A 19,482-nucleotide genomic window follows, 5' to 3' on the forward strand; every position below is an offset into this window, starting at 1 on the left:
GGGATTCGGCGGCGTCGCATTCATGAATACATCGGACTGGCAGGAATTATGACCCTGGGCGCTGCGCCGGGTTCTGGCGGCAACGACATCGCTGCCTGCGTCGACGGCGAAACGGCCGCGGCGCAGACCCTTCCCCTTTCGGGCCATTCTCGCTTCGTGCAGCGGCTGCGCCGCCGCTATGCCGCCGAATTGGAGCTGCTCGCCGGGGGCGCACCGACACTTTCAAGCATTGCCACCGCCTACGAGGCGTTACGCGCCGGCGGGCACGACGTGGCCGGTTCGCTGCGCGTCCTGCGCCAGCTGGTGCTGGAGCGGCTGGTCACCCTGGACTGTGACGAACAGGCGCCGCTGGAAACCATCACGTCCGCGATGACGGACCTGGCCGAATTCGCGCTGGACGTGGCCTGCCGGCAGGCCTTCGAGGACCTCGACGCGGCCCACGGCGCTCCCTTGACTTCGGAAGGCCGGCGAGCGCAGCTGTGGGTGGTCGGCATGGGCAAGCTGGGGGCGCGCGAGCTCAACGTGTCCAGCGACATCGACCTGGTGTACGTCTACGACCAGGACGGCGAAACCACCGGCACCACGCCGGAGGGCCGCGGCCGCATCACCAACCACGAATACTTCGGCAAGGCTGTCAAGAACGTCTTCGGCCTGATCGGCGACGTCACCGAACACGGGTTCGTGTTCCGGGTCGACCTGGCACTGCGGCCCAACGGCAACTCCGGCCCGCCGGCGGTGTCGCTGGGCGGCCTGGAAGACTACCTGCTGGTGCAGGGACGCGAATGGGAGCGCTTCGCGTGGATGAAAAGCCGGGTCGTGGCGCCGCGCGACTGCATCGACAGCGGCTCCGCGCAGGCGATGCGCGCCGTGGTGCTGCCTTTCGTGTTCCGCCGCTACCTCGATTACGCGGTGTTTGACAGCCTGCGCACGCTGCACCGGCAGATCCGCGAGCACGCAGCCCGCCGCGCCGCGGGCCGCCCGGAGCGCGCCAACGACGTGAAGCTGTCGCGCGGCGGCATCCGTGAGATCGAGTTCATCGTGCAGCTGCTGCAGGTGGTGCGCGGCGGCCAGTTCCCCGAGCTGCGCACCCGGCCGACCCTGCAGGCGCTCGAGCGGCTGGCGGTGGCGGGGCTGATGTCCGAACAGACGGCGCGGTCGCTCGCGGGCGCCTATACCTTCCTGCGCCAGGTGGAACATCGCATCCAGTACCTGGACGACCAGCAGACGCACGTGCTGCCCATGGGCTGCCGCGACGACGACGACGGCTCCGACCTGACCTGGATCGCCCGCACCATGGGCTATGCGGACTGCTGCCCCTTCCTGCACGAACTGGACGGGCATCGCGAATTCGTCGCCGAGGAATTCGACCGCCTGCTGGGCGGAGGTGCCACCGAGTGCCGCAGCTGCGCCGGGCCCAAGGGCAGCAAGGCGCCGCCGGACCTGGACACGATCCTGGAACAGCTGCCCGCGCAATTGCAGCTGCGCATCCAGCACTGGCGCACGCACCCGCGGGTGCTGGCCCTGCGCGATGATGCGCGCAACCGCCTGTTGCGGCTGGTCGCGCGCACCGGGCAATGGCTGCAGGAAGGCCGCGTCAGCGAGGAAGCCGCGTTGCGCATGGCCGACTGGATCGAGCCGCTGTTGCGCCGCGAGAGTTATCTCGCGCTGCTGTGGGAACGTCCCCCGGTCCATGAGCGTCTGCTGCGCCTGCTGGGCGAGGCGCGCTGGCCAGCGCGCTACATCATCCAGCACCCCGGCGTGATCGACGAACTGGCCAGCGACGGCCTGCTGAAGGAGCGCTTCAGCGCCGAGGATTTCGAACGCGAGCTGGAACACCGCCTGCGCTCGGTACAGATCACCGGCGAGGACGACGACGAGACCCTGCTGAACCTGCTGCGACGGGCGCACCATGCGGAACTGTTCCGCACGCTGGCGCGCGACATCGAGGGCGTGCTCACGGTGGAACAGGTGGCCGACGAACTGAGCGCCCTGGCCGACGCCACCTTGAGGGTGACGGCGCGCTGGTGCTGGGACCGGCTCAGGCAGCGGCACCGCGAAACGCCGCGCTTCGCCATCCTGGGCTACGGCAAGCTGGGCGGCAAGGAGCTCGGCTACGGCAGCGACCTGGACATCGTCTTCGTGTACGAGGACGACGACGAGCGCGCCCCCGATGCCTACGCGGCGTTCGTGCGCAAGATCATCAACTGGCTGTCCACCAAGACCGCGGAAGGCGACCTGTTCGAGATCGACACCGCGCTGCGTCCGAACGGGAACTCCGGGCTGCTGATCACCACCTTCCAGGCCTACGACGATTACCAGCAGCGCCGCGGCAGCAACACGGCATGGACCTGGGAACACCAGGCGATGACGCGCGCGCGCTTCGTGGTGGGCCTGGAGTCCCTGCGTCCGCGGTTCGACGCGGTGCGGCAGGCGGTGATCACCGCGCCGCGCGACGTGGCGGCCCTGCGGCGCGAGATCGTCACCATGCGCGACAAGGTGCGCGGCGCCCGCCCGGTGAAGGCGGGGCGCTTCGACCTCAAGCACAGCCCCGGCGGCATGGTGGACGCCGAGTTCGCGGTGCAGTTCCTGGTGCTGTCGCAGTCCGGCGGGCACCCGGAACTGGTCCCGAACGTCGGCAACATCGCGCTGTTGCAGCGCGCCGAAGCCTCCGGCCTGCTGCCCGCGGGCGTCGGCCAGGCCGCCGCGGCCGCCTACCGCGAACTGCGGCGACGCCAGCACCATGCGCGGCTGAACGAAGAATCGACGCAGGTCCCCGAGGACCAGCTCGCGGCCGAGCGCGAGGCCATCCTCGCCCTGACGCAGCACGTCTTCGGCTGAGCTGTTTCACCCGCCGGCAGGAGCCCCACGGCCGGCGCGCCGATGGTAGGCTAGCGCGTTTCGCTGCTGCCGCGCCGCACGAGGGCGCGCGCTGGTGGCCTGACGTCCAGCCCCATCCGGGAAGTACCCATGAAGCTCTTGCGCCCCCTCACGGCGGCGGCCGGCTTGCTGTTGCTGCTGGCCGCGTGCGCCGTCCCCCGTCCCCCCGGTACCGTGGCCGGCGACCCGCCGCCGCGTTGGTACGCGCCTTTGCCGCATGGCGGCACGCTGGCGGACCTGCGCCGCTGGTGGCAACAGTTCCAGGATCCACTGCTGGCGGAGATGGTGGCAGCGGCGCAGGTCGCCAGTCCTGACGTCGCGACGGCGGGGGCACGCATCGCCGAGGCCCGTTCCACGCGCGTCGCGGCGCAGGCGGCCCTGCTACCGTCGGTCGACGGCAGCGTGTCGGCGACGCGGAGCAACTCGCAATCGGGCACGCCACTGCTGTCGACGGTTGCCCAGGCCGGCCTCCAGACGGCTTGGGAGATCGATCTCTTCGGCGGACTGGGCGCTCGCTCGGACGCCGCGCGTGCGCGGCTGGCCGGCGCCGAAGCCGGCTGGCACGAGGCCCGCGTCGCGGTCGCCGCGGAAACCGCGACCACGTACGTGGACCTGCGCACGTGCGAGCGGCAACTGGCGATCGTCCTCAACGACGAGGCGTCGCGCGCGGAAACGGCGCGCCTCACCGCACTCAGCGCCGAGGCCGGCTTCACGGCGCCGGCCGTGTCGGCGCAGGCGCGCGCCAGTGCGGCCGAGGGGGCCGCGCGCAGCAAGCAGCAGCGCGGGCAGTGCGAGCTGACCGTGAAGGCCCTGGTGGCGCTCACCGGCATCGCGGAGCCGGCGCTGCGGCAGAAACTCGCTGCGCCCTGGACCGAGCCCGCAGGCTTCACGCTCGCGGCCCTGCCCACCGTGCCCGCCGAATTGCTGGCGCAACGCCCCGACGTCTACCGCTTCGAGCGTGAAGTCGAAGCGGCCAGCGCCGACGTCGGCGCCGCCCGTGCCGACCGGTATCCACGCTTGACGCTCACCGGCCAGGTCGCCGCCGGCGTGGTGCACGTAGGCGGCCGCACGCTCGATGCGCAGACCTGGGCGATCGGTCCCCTGGCCTTGAACGTTCCGGTGTTCGATGCCGGCCGGCGCGCCGCCGCCGAGGACGCGGCCACGGCGCGCTACGAAGAGGCGGCGACGCTTTATGCGGCGCGCGTGCGGCAGGCGGTGCGCGAGGTCGAGGAAGCGCTGGTCAACCTGCAGACGGCGCGCGATCGCAGCGACGACGTGCAGACCGCGGTGGAAGGCTACCGGGCCTCCTTCGTTGGGACCGAGTCGCGCTACCGCAGCGGCCTGGGCAGCCTGATCGAGCTGGAAGACCAGCGCCGCGTGCTGCTGGTCGCCGAGAACACCCAGGTGCTGCTGCAGCGGGATCGGCTTGCCGCCTGGATCGCGCTGTACCGCGCGGTCGGGGGCGGCTGGGTGCGGCCCGACGCGGCCGTGGCCCAGACCGATGGAACCGACCCGAAGAAGGAACGCCAGCCGTGATGCGAATCGCCCTCCTGCCCGGTGTCACCGCCGCCGTTCTGCTGCTCGCTGCCTGCGGCGACAAGACCGCCGACGCGAAGAAGGCGACGGCCAAGCCGGCGCTCACCGTCACGACGACGATGCCCCGGCAGGCCATGCTGCCGGTCACGCTCGCCGCCAACGGCAACCTGGCCGCCTGGCAGGAGGCCATCGTCGGGGCGGAGGCCAGCGGCCTGCGCATCGCCGAAGTGCTGGTGAACGTCGGCGACAACGTGCGCCGCGGCCAGGTGCTGGCGCGCTTCGCGGGCGACACGGTCCGGGCCGACACGGCCCAGGCGCAGGCCGCGCTGGCGGAAGCCCAGGCCAGTGCCGCTGACGCCGCCAACAACGCGGCGCGCGCGCGCACCCTGCAGCAGACCGGCGCCATGAGCGCCTCGCAGATCAACCAGTACCTGACCGCGGAGAAAACCGCCCAGGCCCGGGTCGAAGCCGCGCGCGCGCAGTTGCAGGCGCAGCAGGCGAGACTGGGCCAGACCGAGGTGCACGCGCCGGACGATGGCGTGATCTCTGCCCGCACGGCGACCGTGGGCGCGGTGGTCGCCAACGGAACCGAGCTGTTCCGCCTGATCCGCAAGGGCCGGCTCGAATGGCGCGCGGAGGTCACGTCGGCCGAGCTCGGCAGGCTCAGTCCCGGCACCCGCGCGCTGGTCACCGCGCCCAGCGGCGCCCGCTTGGAGGGGCGGGTGCGCATGATCGGTCCCACCGTCGACCCGCAAAGCCGTCTCGCCCTCGTGTACGTGGACGTGAATCCCCTGCCGGGGCCCGCTTCGGGAAGCGCGCGCGCCGGCATGTTCGCGCGCGGCGAATTCGACCTGGGCGCGCAACCGGCGCTGACGCTGCCGCAGCAGGCGGTGGTGGTGCGCGAGGGTTTCAGCTATGTGTTCCGCGTCAACCCGGACAACCGCGTGAACCAGGTCAAGGTCCAGATCGGCCGCATCGCCGACGACCGCCTGCAGGTGCTGTCGGGCGTCACGGCGGACATGCGCGTGGTGGCGAGCGGCGGAAGTTTTCTCAACGATGGCGACCTGGTGCGCGTCGCGGAGGCGCCGGCGAGTTCGACACCCGCGGCCGTGGCGGGGGGTGCATCGGCGCCCGCGGCATCGGCTGCGGCTTCCGCCGCCTCGGCACGGCGTTGAGGAGCCGGCCATGATGAACGTCTCCGCCTGGTCGATCCGCAACCCCATTCCGGCGGTGATGCTGTTCGTGCTGCTCACGTTCGGCGGGCTGCTGTCCTTCAAGACGATGAAGGTGCAGAACTTTCCGGACATCGACCTGCCGACCGTGATGGTCACGGCGTCGCTGCCCGGCGCCGCGCCCGCGCAGCTGGAGACCGACGTCGCACGCAAGATGGAGAACTCCATCGCCACCGTGCAGGGACTCAAGCACATCTACACCAAGGTGCAGGACGGCGTGGTAACGCTGACGGCGGAGTTTCGCCTCGAAAAGCCGGTGCAGGAAGCCGTGGACGACGTGCGTTCCGCGGTGTCGCGCGTCCGTGCCGACCTGCCCTCGGACCTGCGCGATCCGATCATCAGCAAGCTGGAGCTGGCGGGGCAGCCGGTCCTGGCCTTCACCATCGCCTCGCGTCGCATGGACGACGAGGCCCTGTCCTGGTTCGTGGACAACGAGGTCTCGCGCAAGCTGCTGGCCGTTCCCGGCGTGGGTGCGGTCAATCGCGTGGGCGGCGTGAGCCGCGAGATCCGCGTGGCGCTCGATCCGGTGCGGCTGCAGGCACTGGGCGCCACGGCCGCGGACATCTCGCGCCAGTTGCGCCAGGTGCAGCTGGACACCGCCGGCGGCCGGACGGACGTCGGCGGCGGCGAGCAGCCGGTGCGCACCATTGCCACGGTGCAGAGCGCCCGCGACATCGGGGCAATTCCGATCGCACTGGGCGGCGGCCGCACGATCAAGCTCACGGACGTGGCGGACGTCACCGACACGATCGCCGAGCCGCGGGCCGCGGCCCTGCTGGACGGCAAACCGGTGGTGGGCTTCGAGGTGGCGCGCAGCCGCGGCGAAAGCGAAGTGACCGTCGGCGCCGCGATCCAGCGCGCCTTGACCGAGCTGAAGGCCCAGCATCCCGACGTCGAACTCACGCAGGCTTTCGATTTCGTCACCCCGGTGCAGGAGGAATACGAGGGCTCGCTCAAGCTGCTGTACGAAGGCGCCATCCTGGCCGTGATCGTCGTCTGGCTGTTCCTGCGCGACTGGCGCGCGACCTTCGTGTCGGCCGTGGCGCTGCCGATGTCGGTCATCCCCGCCTTCATCGGGATGTACCTGCTGGGATTTTCCATCAACGTGGTCACGCTGCTGGCGCTGTCGCTCGTGATCGGCATCCTCGTCGACGATGCGATCGTCGAGGTGGAGAACATCGTGCGGCACCTGCGCATGGGCAAGACGCCCTACGAGGCCGCGATGGAGGCGGCCGACGAGATCGGGCTGGCCGTCATCGCCACCACGTTCACGCTGATCGCCGTGTTCCTGCCGACGGCTTTCATGAGCGGCGTGGCCGGCAAGTTCTTCAAGCAGTTCGGCTGGACCGCCTCGCTCGCGGTGTTCGCGTCGCTGGTGGTCGCGCGCGTGCTGACGCCCATGATGGCCGCCTACCTGCTGCGGCCCATCGTCGCGCTGGATCGCGATCCACGGTGGCTGCGGATCTACATGCGATGGGTGAACTGGAGCATGCGGCACCGCGTGAAGACCATGGTGCTCGCCACCCTGTTCTTCGTAGGCTCGGTGGCCCTGATCCCGCTGCTGCCCACCGGCTTCATCCCGCCGGACGACAACTCGCAGACGCAGGTCTACCTCGAACTGCCTCCCGGCTCGACACTGCAGCAGACGAACGACCTGGCCGAGCAGGCGCGCACCGCCGTGATGAAGGTCAAGCACGTCAAGAGCGTGTACACCACGATCGGCGGCGGCAGCGCCGGCGGCGACCCGATGGCCAACACGGGTGCCGCCGAGACGCGCAAGGCGACGCTGACCGTGCTGCTGGAGCCGCGCGAGGACCGGCCCCGCAAACAGGGCATCGAGAACGAGATGCGCAAGGCGCTGGAGCCGCTGCCGGGCGTGCGCACCAAGGTCGGACTGGGCGGCTCGGGGGAAAAGTACATCCTGGTGCTCACCGGCGAGGACCCGCAGGCCCTGCAGGCGGCATCGCTGGCCGTCGAAAAGGACCTGCGCACCATTTCCGGACTGGGGCAGATCGCCTCGACCGCCTCGCTGATCCGGCCCGAGATCGCGGTGCGGCCCGACTTCACGCGCGCCGCGGACCAGGGCGTCACGAGCGCAGCGATCGGCGAAACGCTGCGCATCGCCACCGCGGGCGATTACGACGTGTCGCTGGCCAAGCTCAATCTCTCCCAGCGCCAGGTCCCCATCGTGGTGAAGCTGCGCGACGACGCCCGGCGCGACCTGAGCCTGCTGGAGCGGCTGGCGGTTCCCACCAGCACCGGCCACACCGTGATGCTGGGCCAGGTGGCCACCCTCGAACTCACCGGTGGCCCGGCGGTGATCGACCGCTACGACCGCTCGCGCAACATCAATTTCGAGATCGAGCTGTCCGGCCAGCCGCTGGGCGACGTGGCGGAGGCCGTGCAGCAACTGCCTTCCGTGCGCAGCCTGCCGCCTGGCGTCAAGGTGGTCGAGATCGGCGACGCGGAAGTGATGGGCGAGCTGTTCGCGAGCTTCGGCCTGGCGATGCTCACTGGCGTGCTGTGTATCTACATCGTGCTGGTGCTGCTGTTCAAGGACTTCCTCCACCCGGTGACCATCCTCAGCGCGCTGCCGCTGTCGCTCGGGGGCGCGTTCGTGGCGCTGCTGCTCGCTCAAAAGAGCTTCTCCATGCCCTCGCTGATCGGACTGATCATGCTGATGGGCATCGCCACCAAGAACTCGATCCTGCTGGTGGAATACGCCATCGTGGCGCGGCGGGACCACGGCATGGGCCGCTTCGAGGCCCTGCTCGACGCCTGCCACAAGCGGGCGCGGCCGATCATCATGACCACCATCGCCATGGGTGCCGGCATGCTGCCGATCGCCATCGGCTTCGGCGCCGCGGACCCGAGCTTCCGCTCGCCGATGGCCATCGCCGTGATCGGTGGCTTGTTCACGTCCACGGTGCTGAGCCTGCTCGTGGTGCCGGTGGTGTTCGAGTACGTGGACGACCTGGAGCACTGGAGCCGGCGCAAGTTCCGGCAGCTTGGCGGGCGGATCGGCCGACGCGGAGCCGGGCCGGCAACCAAGGCGCCAACCGAACCTTGACGTGGCGGGCGCCGGATCGGCGCCTGCAGTCAGCCGCCGGCGCGAATGCGCTCGACCAGCCGGCTCGTGGAATAGCCGTCCACGAAGGGAATGGCCAGCGCCCGCCCGCCGTAGCCTTCCACCAGTGCGGTCTCGGCCAGCGTGCGCATGTCGTAGTCGCCGCCCTTGACGTACACCTGCGGCTTCAGTTGCGACAGCAACTGCACCGGCGTGTCCTCGTCGAACCAGGTCACCAGGCTCACGGCTTCCAGCGAGGCCATGACGATGGCACGGTCGGTTTCGTTGTTCAACGGCCGGTCCGGGCCCTTGCCCAGGCGCCGGGCGGACGCGTCGGTGTTGAGGGCCACCACCAGGCTGCCGCCAAGCGCGCGCGCCTGCGCCAGGTAGGTGACGTGGCCGCGGTGCAGCACGTCGAACACGCCGTTGGTGAAAACGACGGGGCCCTGCAGGGCCCCGAGGCGCGCCGCGGCTTCACGGCGCGAGACGATCTTCGCGAGGAACGCCGGTTCGCTCACGCCGGAGTCGGCGCGGCGCCGCCGCCGAGGCTCGCCTGCAGTTCCTTGCGGTAGCGATTGAGCTCCTGCACGCTCTTGAAGCTGTGGTCCATGAGCAGGCTCATGTTGTGCAGGATGCGGTCGATCACCTTGTTCTCCCACACCGAGTCGAAATTGATCTGCTTGTCCAGCCAGTGCTCGAGCCACTCCGGGTTCGGCAGGCGGGACTGGATCGTGTCGCGCGGGAACAGGGCCTTGTTCACGTGCAGGTTGGTCGGGTGCAGCGCCTGTGCGGTGCGGCGGGCGCTCGCCATCAGCACGCCCACCTTCGCGAAGGCGGCCTTGGCCTCGACGCCGAACTTGCCGATCGCGCGCTTCATGTAGCGCAGGTAGGCGCCGCCGTGCCGCGCCTCGTCCTGCGAGAGCGTGGCATAGATGTGCTTGATCACGGGCTCGGTGTGCCACTCGGAGGCACGGCGGTACCAGTGGTTCAGGCGGATCTCTCCGCAGAAGTGCAGCATCAGCGTCTCCAGCGCCGGCGCCGGGTCGAAGTCGAAGCGGATCTCGTGCAGTTCCTGTTCGGTCGGCACCAGGTCCGGCCGGAAACGGCGCAGGTACTCCATGAGCACGAGCGAGTGCTTCTGCTCCTCGAAGAACCAGATCGACATGAAGGCGGAGAAATCGCTGTCGTCGCGGTTGTCACGCAGGAACATTTCCGTGGCCGGCAGCGCCGCCCATTCCGTGATCGCGTTCATCTTGACCGTCTGCGCCTGTTCCTCGGTGAGCAGCGAGGCATCGAACTTGTCCCAGGGGATGTCCTTGTCCATGTCCCAGCGGACGGACTCGAGTTGCTTGAACAGTTCGGGATACAGCATGGCCGGCGATCTTTCGTGAATCCGCGATTTTAGGTCGTGGACGGCGCGGCTGCCTGACGCCATTGGTCCACCAGGTTCGACAGGAGGCCAATGTCGCGGACGGCCAGGACGCCTTCCGGCAGCCGCCGCTGCAGCGCCAGGCCGCTGCCGCCGGCCCAGATCGCCGTGGCCGCGGGCAGGCGACGGCGCAACTCCTGCAGCGATGCGGCCGCCTGGGCGGCGGGAAAGCTGCCGCTGAAGCTGAGGGCGACGATGTCCGCCGCGATCAGGCCCGCCGCGATCACGATGTCCTCCAGCGGCACCTTGACGCCCAGCGAAATGCAGCGCCAGCCCTGCAGGCTCAGCAGTGCCTCCACCATCAGCAGCCCCAGCCCATGCGGCTCCTGCGGCAGCGTGGCCATCAGGATCCGCGGCGCGGGAGGGGTCGGCTCCGGCATGCTGCCAATCGCCTGGCGCAGGACGAGTTGCACGGCTTCCGTGTAGACATGCTCCTGTGCCACACTGATCTCGCCGCGCAGCCACGCCTCGCCCACCGCGGCGTTCAGGGGGGCCACATGTTCGGTCACGAAACGATCCAGCCCCATGGCCAGCATCGCCTGCTGCAGCTGCCGCCGCAGGCCGCTGACGTCGTGGCCGCGCAGCAGCTCGGCATAGGGAGCACCCAGACCTGGCGACGCCGCCCCTGCCCGACCTTGCTCGTGCCCGAGGCTGTGCAATGCCTGGAGGTCCAGGCCCACCAATTTCCCGGGGCGGTGCCCCGCGTCCATCAGGCGCTTGAGCAGCCTCAGCTTTTCCACCTGGTCGGGCGGATACGCGCGTTCCCCTTGCGCGTCGCGCAGGGGTTGCGGAAAGCCGTAGCGTCGCTCCCAGATCCGCAAAGTGTCCTTGGACAAACCGGTGTCCCGCTCTACCGCGGCGATCGCGATGGCCGAGCCTGCAGCCGAAGCGCTCAAAGGCGACTCCAAAGGCACATGGGGTGCGTATGGAGGCTGGAGGGACGCCCAACCTGAAACAGGGTCATTTTGTTTTGTCCTAGACAAAAATAGTTTCTGACGTCATTATGAGGCTGAAATGAAGAGTCTTGCATCATTTGTCCTGGCCAGCGCTACTGGTTTGCTGACTTCCCTGCCCGCCTTGGCGCAGCCTGCGGTTGCTGCGAAGGCGGCGCAGGCTCCAGTTTGCCCGGCGCTGCTGCAGCACACGTTTCCGCGGCTGCAGGACGAAAAGCCGCAGTCGCTGTGCCAGTACAGCGGCCGGGTGCTGCTGGTGGTCAACACCGCCAGCTATTGCGGCTTCACGCCGCAATACGAGGGCCTGGAAAAGCTCCATGCGAAGTACAAGGACCAGGGGCTGGTGGTGCTCGGCTTCCCGTCGAACGACTTCGCGCAGGAGAAGGGCAGCAACAAGGAGGTCGCCGACTTCTGCGAGAACACCTTCGGCGTGAAGTTCCCCATGTTCGGTCTGAGTGCCGTGCGCGGCGGCGACGCCAATCCGCTGTACCGGGAGCTCAGCGCCCAGACGGGGCGCCAGCCGCTCTGGAACTTCCACAAGTACCTGATCGGCCGCGACGGCAAGGTCGTGGCGAACTACAGCAGCATGACGCGCCCGGACGATCCGGCGCTGCTCCGTGCGCTGGAACGGCAGCTCGCGCTGCACTGAGGTCACCATGCCCAAAAAGATGCGGCGCCGCGGGCGCCGGGGGAGAGCCTTCACAAAAATTTACGCCCTCTGCCATTCGCAGGAGGGAACAACTCGGGCGTGGGTGCACTCCATCCTCCCAAGAGGCAGGACTCCCGACTCACCCAGTTTTTACTGCTGCGAAGTCATCCGGACCCACGGGTATCGGATGCAATCCCGAGGCGATTCTTCTCCTCCTCCCTCCCTCCCTCCTTCGTTTCGGGGCGCTTCGCAGCATTTTTCTTTCCGGGGACGGCGGCCATGAAGGTCGCCGTCATCGGCTCCGGTATCGCCGGTCTTGCCGCAGCCCATCGTCTTCGCAAGGCCGCACGCGTCACCCTGTTCGAGGCGGGTGAGCACTTCGGTGGCCACACGCACACCGTCGACCTCACCCTTCCGACCCCCGACGGTCGCCTGGTCACGCACGGCGTCGACACCGGCTTCCTCGTCTACAACGAGCGCACCTATCCGGCGCTGGTCGAACTGTTCGCGCAGCTGGACATCGCCACGGCGGCGTCCGCCATGTCCTTCTCGGTGCAGGTGCCCGGCGCCTTCGAAGGCCGCCCCCTCGAGTGGAGCGGGAACAGTCTTTCGACCGTGTTCAGCCAGCGCCGCAACCTGCTGCGGCCCCGCTTCTGGCGAATGCTGGCGGAGCTGGTCCGATTCAATCGGCTGGCCACGCACATCGCGGATGCACAGGCGGATGCGGAACTGAGCCAGCCGCTCGAGCGCTTCCTGCGGGCGCACGGCTTTTCGCAGGCCTTCCAGGACTGGTACCTGCTGCCGATGATCGGCTGCATCTGGAGCTGCCCCACCGAGCAGATGCTGCGCTTTCCGGTGGGCACGCTGATCCGCTTCTGCCACAACCACGGATTGCTGCAGGTGAGCGATCGCCCCCAGTGGCGCACGGTCACCGGGGGTGCCCGCCACTACGTCCAACGGATCCTCGACGACATCCCGGACGCGCGGCTTGCCACGCCCGTGTTGTCCGTTCGCCGCGATGCGAACGGCGTGGACCTGCGCACGGCCGCGGGCTGGGATCGTTTCGACCACGTCGTGATTGCAGCGCACTCGGACCAGGCCCTGGCCCTGTTGACCGATGCCACGGACGACGAACACCGGGTGCTGGGCGCGATCCGTTATCAACCGAACCAGGCAGTGCTGCACACGGACCGTTCGGTGCTGCCGTCGCGCGAGCGAACGTGGGCTGCCTGGAACTACGAGCGTGCCAGCGGACGCAGCGACGCGCCGCAGGTCTGCCTGCACTACCTGCTCAACCAGCTGCAGCCGCTTCCATGGAAGCAGCCGGTGATCGTGTCCCTGAACCCCGTGCGACCGATCGCGCCGGAGCGCATCCTCGGCGCGTACCGCTACGCACATCCGGTGTTCGACGAGATGGCGGTGCGGGCGCAGGCGCAGCTGGGAAGCATCCAGGGCCGGCAACGCACCTGGTTCGCGGGGGCCTGGACCGGCTACGGCTTCCACGAGGACGGATTGAAGTCCGGCCTGTCGGCTGCGTCCGGACTGCTGCTGCAGTCCCACATGGACCACCAGCGCGACGGCCTGGAGTTGTCCACATGAAGGGGCCGCAGCTCGGGGTGGGGCAGGTGCGGCACACCCGTCTGCGCCCGGCGCGCCGTGCCTTCGCCTATCCGACCTTCTTCCTGCTGTTGCCGATGCGCAGCCTGCACGCCGGCGTGCCGTCCGATCTGGCGCACAACCGCGCCGGCGCGATCAGCTTCTGGGATCGCGACCATGGCGACGGACGTGCCGATGCGCTCGCCTGGCTGGACGAACTGCTCGCGCAGGAAGGCATCACCGATGCCGCGGGCGAGGTCTGGCTGCACTGCTACCCGCGCGTGCTGGGCTACGTGTTCAAGCCGGTCAGCTTCTGGTACTGCCATGGCGCCGACGGTACGCTGCGCGCGATCGTGGTGGAGGTGAACAACACCTTCGGTGAGCGCCACTGTTACCTGCTCGATGCCCCCGCGTGGGGCAGGGAGCAGATCGCACGCAAGGTGTTCCACGTGTCGCCGTTCTGCCCGGTCGAGGGCGAGTACCGCTTCCGCTTCCTGCTCTGTCCGGTCCGGCGCCGCACCGTGGCACGCATCGACTATGCCGACGCAAACGGAGCGCTGCTGCTGACCAGCGTCAGCGGCGAGCTGCAGCCGGCGACCGGCGCCGCATTGCGCGCGGTCCTGTGCCGCCATCCCTTCCTCACCTTCGGCCTGATCGCGCGCATCCACTGGCAGGCGCTGCGGCTGTGGGCCGCGCGCGTGCAGGTATTCCGCAAACCCGCTGCGCCGCAAGCTTTCCTCACCCGCTGACACCGCTCGATGAACACGACGACGACCACCGCCACCGGAGTCGCCTGGACTCCAGGCGCGCCCGCCGCGGCCCGCACCCTCCTGCGGCTGCTGGAGCGCCTGCATCACGGCAGCCTCGCGCTGCAGTTGCCCGATGGCAGCACGCGCCGCTACGGCAATGGCCAGCCGCGCGCCACCATCCAGTTCAACAACTGGCGCCCCTTCCTGCGCGCGCTGCGGAGCGGCGATGTCGGCTTCGCGGAGGCCTACATCGAAGGCGAATGGCACACACCGGACCTCATGGCGCTGCTGACCGTGCTGCTGCGCAATCGCCACGCGCTGGAGGACGCCGTGTACGGCCGCTGGTGGGGCGGGCTCGCGCAGCGTTTGCGCCACCTGCTGAACCGCAACTCGCGCTCCGGCAGCCGGCGCAACATCCACGCGCACTACGACCTGGGCAACGCGTTCTACCGGCTGTGGCTGGACGACACCATGAATTACTCCGCGGCGCTGTTCGATGGCGTCGCTGCTGGCCAGCCCATGGAGCAGGCGCAGCACGCCAAGGTGCATCGAGCCCTGCACGCGGCCGGCGTGCAGCCGGGTGCGCGCGTCCTGGAGATCGGCTGCGGCTGGGGCGCGCTGGCGGAGGCCGCCGCCCGCGACTTCGGCGCCCACGTGACCGGCGTGACGCTCTCCAGCGAGCAACTCGCGTTCGCGCGCGAGCGACTGGAGGACGCCGGCATGTCCGCGCAGGCCGATCTCCGGCTGCAGGACTATCGCGACATCGACGAGCCCCCGTTCGACGCGATCTGCTCCATCGAGATGGTGGAAGCCGTGGGGCGCACGTACTGGCCGCAGTACTTCGGCGCGCTGCGGCGGCTGCTGAAGCCGGGCGGCCGCGCGTGCGTCCAGAGCATCGTGCTGCACGACGGCCTGTGGGACCGCTACATCCAGTCGACCGATTTCATCCAGCAGTACATCTTTCCCGGAGGCTGCCTGCCCTGCCCGCGCGAGTTCGAGCGCGCCGCGGCGGCGGCCGGCCTGCGGGTGGTCGAGGCCTTCGCGTTCGGCCCCGACTATGCGGAGACCCTGCGCCGCTGGCGCGAACGCTTCCTCGCGCGCCGCACCGAAGTGCTGGCGCTCGGCTTCGACGAGAGGTTCCTGCGCACATGGGAGTTCTACCTGGTCTATTGCGAAGCGGCTTTCGCCGAGGGCAACACGGACGTCGTGCAGTACACGCTGGAGCACGCCTGAGCGCCACGCTGCTGGCACTCGGACTCTGTGCCCTGCACGCCGCCGCGAATCCGCAGCTGCAGGCGTGGACTCCGGGCCTGCAGCCTGCGGGCGCCGGCCGGCTGACGTGGTGGGGCTTGCAGGCGTACGACGCGCGCCTGTGGGTGGCGCCCGGGTTCCGCCATCGGCGCTTCGAGCAGCACGCCTTCGCGCTGGAACTCACGTACGCGCGGGCCTTCTCTGGTGCCGACATCGCAAGCCGATCGCTCGACGAGATGCGCCGCGCCGGCCCCCTCGCGGAGCAGGACGCCGCGCGCTGGCAGGAGCAGCTGCGTGCCCTGCTGCCCGATGTGCGGCCCGGAGACCGCATCACCGGAGTGCACCAGCCGCAGGCAGGGGCTCGCTTCCTGCTGAACGGAAAGCCCCTCGGGGAGATTGCCGATCCGCAATTCGCGACCCGCTTCTTCGGCATCTGGCTGGCGCCGGGCACGTCCGCCCCCGAGCTGCGCGCGGCGCTGCTGGCCGGCACGCCGCCATGAGCAGCGTCGCCTTGCGCTTCACCGCCGCGGAGGGCTGGCGCTATGGCTTGCTCGGACTGCCGCTCGCGTTCGTCGCGCTGCCGCTGTACGTGCTGCTGCCGAACCACTATGCGCGCAACTTCGGGCTGCCGCTGGCCGCGCTCGGCGCGCTGCTGCTGGCGGTGCGCCTGCTCGATGCGCTGCTGGATCCCTGGATAGGCCGCGTGTGCGACCGGCTGTTCGCGCGCTCCCCCGCTGCGGTCCTGCGGCTGGGCCGGATCGCCGCCGTGCTGCTCGCCGCGGGCTTCGCCTTGCTGTTCTTTCCGCCGGTCCGTTCCGAAGCGACCCTGCTGGCATGGGCGGGCGCCTCCCTGGTGCTGACCTCCCTCTCGTTCAGCGCGCTGGCCATCGGCCACCAGTCGTGGGGAGCGATGCTGGGCGGCGATGCAGCCATGCGCAGCCGCATCGTCGCCTGGCGCGAAGCCAGCGGCCTGCTGGGCGTGCTGCTCGCATCGGTGCTGCCGCTGCTGGCCGGCTTCGCCGTCACCTCGGGGGTGTTGGCCCTGGCCCTCGCGTTCGCCTGCATCGCCTGGGCGCGGGCACCGCAGCCGCAGCCGACACCCCGCACTTCTCAGCCGCCCTGGCAGTTGCCGTGGCGCACGCGTGCTTTCCGCCGGCTGCTCGCGGTCTTCGTGCTCAATGGCGTCGCGAGTGCCGTGCCCGCGACCCTGGTGCTGTTCTTCGTGCAAGACCGGCTGCAGGCCCCGGCCGCGATGGAACCGCTGTTCCTCGGCGCCTACTTCCTTTGCGCTGCCGCCGCCATTCCCGCCTGGCTGGCCCTGGTGCCACGTCTCGGTCTGGAGCGGACCTGGCTGGCCGGCATGCTGCTCGCGGTGATCGCCTTCGCAGGGGCGGCTTCCTTGCAGGCGGGCGACGCTGCAGGTTTCCTGCTGGTGTGCGTGCTCTCCGGTGCCGCGCTCGGCACGGACCTGGCCCTGCCCGGCGCGCTGCTCGCCGGCGTGATCGCGGGCGCCGGCCAGCGCGGGCAGGCCGAAGGCGCTTACTTCGGCTGGTGGAACTGCGCAGGCAAGCTGAATCTCGCGCTGGCGGCCGGACTGGCCCTGCCGCTGCTGGGACTCGCCGGCTACGTGCCGGGCAGCCGCGCGCCCGATGCGCTGCAAGCACTCGTGCTCGCCTACTGCGTTCTGCCCTGCCTCCTGAAACTTGCCGCCGCGGCCTTGCTGTGGCGTTTCCTGATCCGCAACGAAGGACCCCCATGAACCGGAGACACGTCTTGTGGCTCGCTCCCGTGTGGCTGGCCGCCTGCGCCGCGCCCGACGTGGGCGACTACGCGCGCGAGCAGCCCCCTCTCGACCTGCGCGCCTACTTCAACGGTCGCGTCGACGGCTACGGCCTCTTCACCGACCGCAACGGCAAGGTCGTGCGCCGCTTCACCGTGGTGGTCGACGGCCGCTGGAGCGGTGACGAGGGCGTCCTCGACGAGGACTTCAGCTACTCCGACGGCACCCGGCAGCGCCGCGTCTGGCGCCTGCGCGCGCTGCCAGGCGGCCGCTTCGTGGGCCAGGCCGACGACGTGATCGGCGAGGCGACGGGCCAGGCGAGCGGCAACAGCCTGCACTGGAACTACACGCTGGCGCTGCCGGTGGATGGCCGCACCTGGCAGGTGCAGATGGATGACTGGATGCACCTGGTGGACCGCGACGTCCTGCTGAATCGCACGGCGATGCGCAAGTTCGGCATCCACCTCGGCGACGTGACCCTGTCCTTCCGGCGGCGCCCGTGAATCCGCGCCTCACCGACTGGAGCGGCAAGCGCGTGTGGATCGTGGGCGCCTCCAGTGGCATCGGCCGGGCGACCGCGTCGGCGTTGCATGCGCGGGGCGCGACTGTGCACGTCAGCGCGCGCGACGCGGCGGCGCTGGACGCCTTCGTCGCGCAGCACCCCGGGGCACTGGCGGTTCCCGTGGACGTGTGCGACCCGGCGCAGGTGCGCAAGTCGGCGCGCCAGATCCTCGCGCAGGGCCCGATCGACCTGGTGATGTACTGCGCCGGCTACTACCGCGCGCTGCGTGCCACCGCCTTCGACCTGCAGCAGGCCCTGCGGCACCAGCAGGTCAATTACGTCGGGGCGCTGCACGTGATCGACGCCGTGCTGCCCGGCCTGCTCACCCGCGGCGGCCACCTGAGCCTGGTCGCGAGCGTCGCCGGCTACCGCGGCCTGCCGCAGGCGCTCGGCTACGGGCCGACGAAGGCAGCGCTGATCAACCTGGCCGAAACGCTGCAACTGGACCTGCACGGGCTCGGCGTGGGCGTGAGCGTGGTGAATCCGGGTTTTGTCGAAACACCCATGACGGCGCAAAACCGCTTCCGCATGCCCGGACTGATGACACCGGAGGATGCGGCGCGCGCGATCCTGGGCGGCTGGGAGCGCGGTCGCTTCGAGATCCACTTCCCCGCGCGCTTCACCCTGTGGCTCAAGCTGCTGCGGCAGCTTCCCTTTCCCGTGCACGCCTGGCTGGTCAGGAGGTGGACTGGCCTATGAACGCAGAAGCCGCAGTGGACCGGATCGTGGAGCTGTTCGAAAGCATGGTGCCCGGGGACGTGCACCGGCTGCACGACTACTACCAGCCGGACGCATGGTTCAAGGACCCGTTCAACGAAGTGCGCGGGCTGCCCAGGGTGAAGCGCGTCTTCGCCCACATGTTCGACACGCTGGAGCAACCGCGCTTCCGGGTCACCACGCGCATCGTGCAGGACCGTGAATGCTTCCTGGCTTGGGAGTTCCGGTTCGGGCTCCAGCGTCGGCGTCGCGACAAGGAACTGCTGGTGCGGGGCGGCTCGCACTTGAAGCTGGCGAATGACGGCCGCATCGCCTGGCACCGCGACTATTGGGACGCCGCGGAGGAGTTGTACGAGCAGCTGCCCGTGCTCGGCGCCTTGATGCGCTGGCTGAAGCGCCGCGCGGCCGCCTAGGCCGGCACGGTTTCGGTGAAGCTCGGGCGCTGAACGAGCTTTTCGTGCAGCTTGGCAAGATTGGGATACGACGAGCGCCAGTCGATGTCCGGGAAGCGGAAGTCGAGGTAGCCGAGCGCACACCCGACGGCGATGTCGGCGAGGCTCAGGTAGATACCCGCGCAGAAAGGCTTTTCGCCGAGGCCCTGGCTCATGGCCTTCAGGCTGGACTGGGTCTTGGCGAGCTGCCGCTCGATCCAGGCGCCGGAGCGCTCCTCCTTCTTGCGGCCGGCCCAGTTGGCCTCGAGCCGTGCCAGGATCAGGGCGTCCAGCACGCCGTCGGCCAGCGCTTCCCAGGTCTTGACCTCGGCGCGCTCGCGGCCCAGGGGCGGAATCAGCTTGCCCACGGGGGACAGGGTGTCCAGGTATTCCACGATGACGCGGGAGTCGAACAGCGCCTCGCCACCTTCCATCACCAGGCAGGGCACCTTGCCGAGGGGGTTGGACTGCATGATGCTCGTGTCGGCGGACCAGACGTCCTCCTCGACGAACTGGTAGTCCAGCTTCTTCTCGGCCATCACGACGCGGACCTTGCGCACGTAGGGGCTGGAGAGGGATCCAATCAACTTCATGGGCAGTGCCTGGCTGTTCGAGTTATGGGTTGGGGGACGGATTCATTCTAGGGGAACGCA

The 19,482-nt window shown here is 69.5% G+C and carries 17 protein-coding genes; 13 read left to right on the forward strand and 4 right to left on the reverse strand.

Annotated features, from left to right (window positions below; translation table 11 throughout):
* Positions 1-48 precede the first annotated feature (48 nt).
* The 4 genes from glnE (at position 49) to AC1DSA_RS03710 (ending at position 8,715) form a co-directional block, all read left to right on the forward strand.
* Positions 49-2,838, forward strand: a complete 2,790-nt coding sequence (gene glnE / locus AC1DSA_RS03695) for a bifunctional [glutamate--ammonia ligase]-adenylyl-L-tyrosine phosphorylase/[glutamate--ammonia-ligase] adenylyltransferase (RefSeq protein WP_477886175.1) — start codon at positions 49-51, stop codon at positions 2,836-2,838.
* A gap of 129 nt (positions 2,839-2,967) precedes the next feature.
* Positions 2,968-4,413 carry an efflux transporter outer membrane subunit gene (locus tag AC1DSA_RS03700; RefSeq protein ID WP_477886177.1) on the forward strand — a complete coding sequence of 482 codons (1,446 nt, stop codon included), beginning with the start codon at positions 2,968-2,970 and terminating at the stop codon, positions 4,411-4,413.
* Positions 4,413-5,588 carry an efflux RND transporter periplasmic adaptor subunit gene (locus AC1DSA_RS03705; RefSeq protein WP_477886179.1) on the forward strand — a complete coding sequence of 392 codons (1,176 nt, stop codon included), beginning with the start codon at positions 4,413-4,415 and terminating at the stop codon, positions 5,586-5,588. The genes AC1DSA_RS03700 and AC1DSA_RS03705 overlap by 1 nt, the downstream gene beginning before the upstream one ends.
* 13 nt (positions 5,589-5,601) lie before the next feature.
* Entirely contained in the window at positions 5,602-8,715 is a 3,114-nt protein-coding gene (locus tag AC1DSA_RS03710) for an efflux RND transporter permease subunit (protein WP_477886743.1), read from the forward strand.
* A gap of 29 nt (positions 8,716-8,744) precedes the next feature.
* On the opposite strand, the gene rfaE2 is transcribed toward AC1DSA_RS03710, so the two are convergent.
* The 3 genes from rfaE2 to AC1DSA_RS03725 are packed head-to-tail and all read right to left on the reverse strand — an operon-like array spanning position 8,745 to position 11,037.
* Complete coding sequence (gene rfaE2, locus AC1DSA_RS03715) at positions 8,745-9,230, reverse strand: D-glycero-beta-D-manno-heptose 1-phosphate adenylyltransferase (RefSeq protein ID WP_477886181.1); 486 nt, start codon at positions 9,228-9,230, stop codon at positions 8,745-8,747.
* A complete protein-coding gene (locus tag AC1DSA_RS03720) occupies positions 9,227-10,084 on the reverse strand; it encodes a ferritin-like domain-containing protein (protein WP_477886183.1) in 858 nt (285 codons plus the stop codon). Before AC1DSA_RS03720 ends, rfaE2 begins: the two co-directional genes overlap by 4 nt.
* A gap of 29 nt (positions 10,085-10,113) precedes the next feature.
* On the reverse strand, positions 10,114-11,037 hold the full coding sequence (locus tag AC1DSA_RS03725) for a MerR family transcriptional regulator (protein ID WP_477886185.1): 924 nt from the start codon (positions 11,035-11,037) through the stop codon (positions 10,114-10,116).
* 118 nt (positions 11,038-11,155) lie between these two features.
* On the opposite strand from AC1DSA_RS03725, the gene AC1DSA_RS03730 reads away from it, so the two are divergent.
* The 9 genes from AC1DSA_RS03730 (at position 11,156) to AC1DSA_RS03770 (ending at position 18,811) form a co-directional block, all read left to right on the forward strand.
* Positions 11,156-11,743: a glutathione peroxidase gene (locus AC1DSA_RS03730; RefSeq protein WP_477886187.1), complete on the forward strand. Its 588-nt coding sequence runs from the start codon at positions 11,156-11,158 to the stop codon at positions 11,741-11,743.
* 279 nt (positions 11,744-12,022) lie between these two features.
* Positions 12,023-13,342, forward strand: a complete 1,320-nt coding sequence (locus tag AC1DSA_RS03735) for an NAD(P)/FAD-dependent oxidoreductase (RefSeq protein ID WP_477886189.1) — start codon at positions 12,023-12,025, stop codon at positions 13,340-13,342.
* Positions 13,339-14,088 carry a DUF1365 domain-containing protein gene (locus tag AC1DSA_RS03740; protein WP_477886191.1) on the forward strand — a complete coding sequence of 250 codons (750 nt, stop codon included), beginning with the start codon at positions 13,339-13,341 and terminating at the stop codon, positions 14,086-14,088. The genes AC1DSA_RS03735 and AC1DSA_RS03740 overlap by 4 nt, the downstream gene beginning before the upstream one ends.
* Before the next feature lie 9 nt (positions 14,089-14,097).
* A complete protein-coding gene (locus AC1DSA_RS03745; protein WP_477886193.1) occupies positions 14,098-15,321 on the forward strand; it encodes a class I SAM-dependent methyltransferase in 1,224 nt (407 codons plus the stop codon).
* 116 nt (positions 15,322-15,437) lie between these two features.
* Positions 15,438-15,839, forward strand: a complete 402-nt coding sequence (locus tag AC1DSA_RS03750; RefSeq protein ID WP_477886196.1) for a chalcone isomerase family protein — start codon at positions 15,438-15,440, stop codon at positions 15,837-15,839.
* On the forward strand, positions 15,836-17,098 hold the full coding sequence (locus AC1DSA_RS03755) for an MFS transporter (protein ID WP_477886199.1): 1,263 nt from the start codon (positions 15,836-15,838) through the stop codon (positions 17,096-17,098). Before AC1DSA_RS03750 ends, AC1DSA_RS03755 begins: the two co-directional genes overlap by 4 nt.
* On the forward strand, positions 17,095-17,622 hold the full coding sequence (locus tag AC1DSA_RS03760; protein WP_477886201.1) for a DUF3833 domain-containing protein: 528 nt from the start codon (positions 17,095-17,097) through the stop codon (positions 17,620-17,622). Before AC1DSA_RS03755 ends, AC1DSA_RS03760 begins: the two co-directional genes overlap by 4 nt.
* Positions 17,619-18,380 (forward strand): SDR family NAD(P)-dependent oxidoreductase, encoded by a 762-nt coding sequence (locus AC1DSA_RS03765; protein WP_477886203.1) that lies wholly within the window; start codon positions 17,619-17,621, stop codon positions 18,378-18,380. The genes AC1DSA_RS03760 and AC1DSA_RS03765 overlap by 4 nt, the downstream gene beginning before the upstream one ends.
* Positions 18,377-18,811, forward strand: a complete 435-nt coding sequence (locus tag AC1DSA_RS03770) for a nuclear transport factor 2 family protein (protein ID WP_477886205.1) — start codon at positions 18,377-18,379, stop codon at positions 18,809-18,811. Before AC1DSA_RS03765 ends, AC1DSA_RS03770 begins: the two co-directional genes overlap by 4 nt.
* Here AC1DSA_RS03770 and AC1DSA_RS03775 read toward each other — a convergent pair.
* Entirely contained in the window at positions 18,808-19,422 is a 615-nt protein-coding gene (locus AC1DSA_RS03775) for a glutathione S-transferase N-terminal domain-containing protein (RefSeq protein ID WP_477886207.1), read from the reverse strand. The genes AC1DSA_RS03770 and AC1DSA_RS03775 overlap by 4 nt on opposite strands.
* Positions 19,423-19,482: the final 60 nt, after the last annotated feature.

Source organism: Ramlibacter sp. P4_H7, assembly GCF_056400765.1.